The following is a 4,402-nucleotide window of genomic DNA, read 5'->3' as shown; positions in this document are numbered from 1 at the left end:
TCAGCTTGCATATGTATTGGCTGACCCACCGCATTCGCGAGCAAGCCCGCTCCCACATTTTTGATCCGTGTTTGCAGCGTTTAGTAGCCGTTGCTGCCGTAATCCACGGTATAGGCAAAGTCTGTAACCCGCTCTACACCCGTATCGAACCGTCCGTCGGCATGCAAGCGCAACCAGCGATACCCCGGCGCCTGTTCGCTGACCTTGAAATCCTCGCTGCCCGGCGCGAACTGGATGCAGGTCGACGGCGAGGCCAGCAGCCGCACGCCGTTGCGCTCGCGGTCGATTTCCTGGTGAACGTGGCCCCAAAGCACCGCCTTGACCTGCGGGAAGCGATCCAGCACGGCAAACAGCGCGTCGGGATTACGCAGGCCGATGGGCTCCATCCACGCACAGCCGATGGACACCGGATGATGATGGAAACACACCAGGTGATGGCGGCTCGGCGCTTCGCTCAAGGCCTGGGCGAGCAGTTGCAGTTGCTGGTCTTGCAGGTAGCCCGGCACCGAGCCCGGCACGGCGGAATCCAGCAGGGTGATGCGCCAGTTGCCGATATCGACCACCGGCTCCAGCAAATCACTGCGCATGGCGGCAAGGGCCATGACTTGCGGTTCGTCGTGATTGCCGGGAATCCAGCGCGCCGGGGCGTCGATCTGCCGGGTCATGTCGCGAAATTGCTGGTAGGACACCAGCGTGCCGTCCTGGGACAAGTCCCCCGTAGCCAGCATCAAGTCGATTCGCGGCTGCTGCACGCGCACCAACTCGATCACCCGTTGCAGGCTTTCACGGGTGTTCATGCCCAACAGCGTGCCGTCGGCCTCGGCAAACAGGTGGCTGTCGGACAGTTGCACCAGCAACGCGGGTGCATCGGGGTTCACGGTGGTTACGCTCGGCAAGGCGCTCTCCCAGGGCAATCACAGGAATGGACGAATAGCGCGATTATGCTGGGGCAGGACACAAAGAGGAAACCCAAGGAAGCAGACGCAGTTCACATCTACCGCACCGCTTCGAACTCATGGCCCAGGGCCAGGCAGTGGCTCAACCATTCGCCGAGGAACACATTGAGCTGTGCTTTCTCATCGGGCTGGTGCATGAACACATTCGGGTAAGGATAGATGCTGCGAAAGCGCCGCGCATGTTCGGCGCTGATCACTTCGGCCATGCGGGCGTCGTGGTACACCTGCACTTCCAGTTGCGGCACCGGCAGCCACGGCAGGCTGTGCTCCTGGCGCACGCGCAGGGTGGTGGTGTACGGGCAGTTGACGATGACTTCCAGGGTCAGTACGCCGAGCATCTGGTCGCCATGGGTCACGCCGATGCGCCGCGCCGCCGGGGCGTGGCGCATATCGGGGAGCAGGCGCATCAGCCGCGCATAGTTGGCCTCGCAGGCTGCTTGCAGCCCGATCAGGTCAACCCGGTAACGTTCCCGTGCCTTTACTGCCATAACCCCCTCACTTCCGCGCGATTAAGCGCAAGCCATTGCAGGGCGATAATGCTGGCTGCGTTGGAAATCTTGCCGTCGCGCACCGCTTGCAGGGCATCTTCGAAGGCCCAGGTGGTGACGCGGATATCTTCGGCTTCTTCTTCCAATCCATGGACGCCCCCCACCCCGGTGCTGTCGCAACGGCCCAGGTACAAGTGGACAAATTCGGTACTGCCGCCGGGCGATGGGAAATACTTGGTGATCGGCCACAACGCGGAGAAGGTCAGCCCAGCTTCCTCCTCGGCCTCACGGTGTGCAACCTCCTCCGGTTGCTCGTCCTTGTCGATCAGGCCGGCGACCATTTCGATCAGCCAGGGGTTGTCGGTACGGCCCATGGCGCCGATACGGAACTGCTCGTTCAAGACCACTTCGTCACGTTGTGGGTCGTAGGGCAATACACACACGGCATCATGACGAACGAAGACTTCGCGATTGATCTCCCGGCTCATGCCGCCGTCGAATTTCTCGTGGCGCAGTTGCAGGCGATCGAGCTGGTAGAAACCTTTGAACACGGTCTCCTTCTTAACCATCTCGATCTTGCTCGGCGTCGATTTCGCAATGTCCGTCATACCCTTCCTCGTTAAGCCTGTGCAATTCGCGCCATCCTAACGCGCTCGCGGCGGTTGGTGCAGCCCCTTTCCGGTTGCCGGGATAGACGGCGAACGTCAAACTCGGGGGGCGTTCTCAATTAGTTTCCCCGTCGCGCCGGGGAAACTAATTGAGAACACCCCCCTAATCAGCTTAGTGGCGAACTGACTGCCGCGCCGGTAGTCGAAGCTGCACCATTTCGCTCTTATCGTTAGACGAAGGACCTCCATGTCGCTTTTAAAAATCGCCTCCGTGGCCTGCATCGCCCTGACCCTGGGTGCCTGCCAAAGCCTGTTTCAACCAAGCTGGCGCACGCCGCTGGAAGCCACCCGCGACGCCACCGAGCAAAGTAAGCCGGGCTGCGCCAGCGCCGACTGCCCGCTGGTAAATATCGACACCGTGCACTTCGCCAAGGAGCCCAAGCTGGATGCCTTGATCGAACAGCGCCTGCTGGAAATGACCCAGGCCGACCCGCTGCCCACCAGCCTGGCGACCTACAGCGAACAATTCCTGCGCAGCGCCGCGCCGCGCAACAGCATGTATTTGCAAGCCAAGGTACGCGAGCAGCATGACGGCTTGGTGATCGTCGAGTTGTCCAGCTACCTGGACCAGGGCGCCACCCACGGCGAGCCGGGCCGCGCGTTCATCAACTATTCGCGCCAGCAGCAAAAAGCCCTGTCGTTGACCGACATGCTGCTGCCCGGCAAGGAAGACGCCTTCTGGAAAGCGGCCCAGGTCGCCCACAACAGCTGGCTAATCAGCACCCGCCTCAGCCTGGAGCCGGAGTTCGTGAAGACCTACCCCTTCCAGAAAACCCCGAACGTGGCGCTGACCTATGGTGGCGTGGTCCTGAAGTACCCCACCACCACCATCGCGCCGTATGCCCTGGGCCATGTCGAGTTGCAGATTCCCTACTCGCGCCTGGAAGGCATCCTCAAGCCCGAACTGGTGCCAGTGCGCCACTGAAGACGCGGCCCAGGATGAACTGCAACAGCCCTGCCAGCACCAGCGCCGGCAGGGTCGCACCGACATCCGGGTACAGATTGGCCAGCAAGTGGTAAGTCCCAATGCCACCCAGCCAGGCCAGCAGCGCCGGCCAGCGCAACGCCGCGACCACACCCTGGCCACGGCGGCGCAGGATGAAGTGATCCACCAGCACCACGCCAAACAGTGGCGCAAATACCGAACCGATCAGCAGCAGGAAATTCTGGTACTGGGCCAACGGCGCAAAGCAGGCGATCAACGTGCAGATCACGCCAATTGCCAAGGCCAGGTGCTCGACCTTCAAGCGCAACAGCATGCCGCTGGACACCGCCGCCGAGTGAATGTCGGCAAAGGCGTTTTCCGACTCATCCAACAGGATCAGCAACAACGGAATCCCCAGGCCGGCACCGGCCAGCGCCAGCAACAGCGCATTCACTTCACCGCTGGGCGCAAACGCCAGGGTGTAGGCCACGCCCAGGCTCATCAGCCAGAAATTACCGATAAAAAAGCCCACAGCAGTGCCGCCGAACACGCTCTTGGCGCGCTTGCCGAAGCGTGAGTAATCGGCAATCAGCGGCAGCCACGACAGCGGCATGGCGATGGCAATGTCGAAACCCACCGCAAACGGCAGAGAACCGTCACCGGCCTGGGCCCAGAGGGTGGCGAGGTCGGCTTTGGCGAACAGGTTCCAAGTCAGCCACACGCAGGCGGCGAGCAGCAGCCAGATGCCCCACTTACGCAGGATCTGGCGCACAAACGTCAGCGGACCGCTGACCGCCAGCAAGGTCGCCAAGCCACCGAAAAACAGCGTCCACAACAATGGGCTGGCCAGCAGGCTGCCGTCGCTGAACGCCCGCGTGCCCAACAGGCTGGCGGCGTCGCGCATGACGATGATTTCGAACGAGCCCCAGCCGATCAGCTGCAGCAGGTTGAGCAGCGCCGGCAGGCTTGCGCCTTTGGCGCCGAGGCTGAGTTTGAGGGCGGCCATGGCGGACAGGCCGGTATCACTGCCGATCACGCCGACGGCGGCCAGCAGCAACACGCCCACCAGGGTGCCAAGGAAGATCGCCAGCAACGAACCCGACAAGCCCAGGCCCGGCGCAAGCAAGGCGCCGGTTTGCAGGACCATCAGGCCGATGCCGAGGGAGAACCACAGGGAGAACAGGTCGCGGGCGCCGAAGACTCGTTTGTCGCTCGGCACTGCTATATCAGGGGAGTAGGTACTCGGTTGGATGCTCAAGGGTGTTATCTCTGAGGAACATGTGTTGTTTGGGAGATTGCTTTCGCGAGCAAGCCCGCTCCCACATTTTGAACTGTGAATACATTCAAAATGTGGGAGCTGTATCT

General features: G+C 61.9%; 5 protein-coding genes. 1 reads left to right on the top strand and 4 read right to left on the bottom strand.

Annotated features, from left to right (window positions below; all coding sequences use genetic code 11):
- Window positions 1–80: 80 nt before the first annotated feature.
- From cpdA to NUV89_RS27970, 3 genes are all read right to left on the bottom strand, one after another.
- Window positions 81–896, bottom strand: coding sequence for a 3',5'-cyclic-AMP phosphodiesterase (gene cpdA / locus NUV89_RS27980; RefSeq protein WP_257783867.1), 816 nt, complete (start codon window positions 894–896; stop codon window positions 81–83).
- Between the two features lie 98 nt (window positions 897–994).
- Window positions 995–1,444: a DUF1249 domain-containing protein gene (locus NUV89_RS27975; protein ID WP_017734937.1), complete on the bottom strand. Its 450-nt coding sequence runs from the start codon at window positions 1,442–1,444 to the stop codon at window positions 995–997.
- Window positions 1,435–2,052 carry an NUDIX domain-containing protein gene (locus NUV89_RS27970; protein ID WP_257783866.1) on the bottom strand — a complete coding sequence of 206 codons (618 nt, stop codon included), beginning with the start codon at window positions 2,050–2,052 and terminating at the stop codon, window positions 1,435–1,437. Before NUV89_RS27970 ends, NUV89_RS27975 begins: the two co-directional genes overlap by 10 nt.
- 247 nt (window positions 2,053–2,299) lie before the next feature.
- Here NUV89_RS27970 and NUV89_RS27965 point away from each other — a divergent pair, with 247 nt between their 5' ends.
- Complete coding sequence (locus NUV89_RS27965) at window positions 2,300–3,037, top strand: RsiV family protein (RefSeq protein WP_257783865.1); 738 nt, start codon at window positions 2,300–2,302, stop codon at window positions 3,035–3,037.
- On the opposite strand, the gene cytX is transcribed toward NUV89_RS27965, so the two are convergent.
- On the bottom strand, window positions 3,006–4,295 hold the full coding sequence (cytX, locus tag NUV89_RS27960) for a putative hydroxymethylpyrimidine transporter CytX (RefSeq protein ID WP_257783864.1): 1,290 nt from the start codon (window positions 4,293–4,295) through the stop codon (window positions 3,006–3,008). The genes NUV89_RS27965 and cytX overlap by 32 nt on opposite strands.
- Window positions 4,296–4,402 lie beyond the last annotated feature (107 nt).

Source organism: Pseudomonas sp. 18.1.10 (assembly GCF_024655625.1).
Classification (GTDB): domain Bacteria; phylum Pseudomonadota; class Gammaproteobacteria; order Pseudomonadales; family Pseudomonadaceae; genus Aquipseudomonas.
The sequence above is the reverse complement of the archived record's forward strand: the minus strand, read 5'-3'. Positions and strand labels throughout refer to the sequence as shown.

Coding starts and splice junctions, on each gene's coding strand:
- NUV89_RS27975 (WP_017734937.1), bottom strand. CDS start 1,444: ATGGCAGTAAAGGCACGGGAACGTTACCGGGTTGACCTGATCGGGCTG.
- NUV89_RS27970 (WP_257783866.1), bottom strand. CDS start 2,052: ATGACGGACATTGCGAAATCGACGCCGAGCAAGATCGAGATGGTTAAG.
- NUV89_RS27965 (WP_257783865.1), top strand. CDS start 2,300: ATGTCGCTTTTAAAAATCGCCTCCGTGGCCTGCATCGCCCTGACCCTG.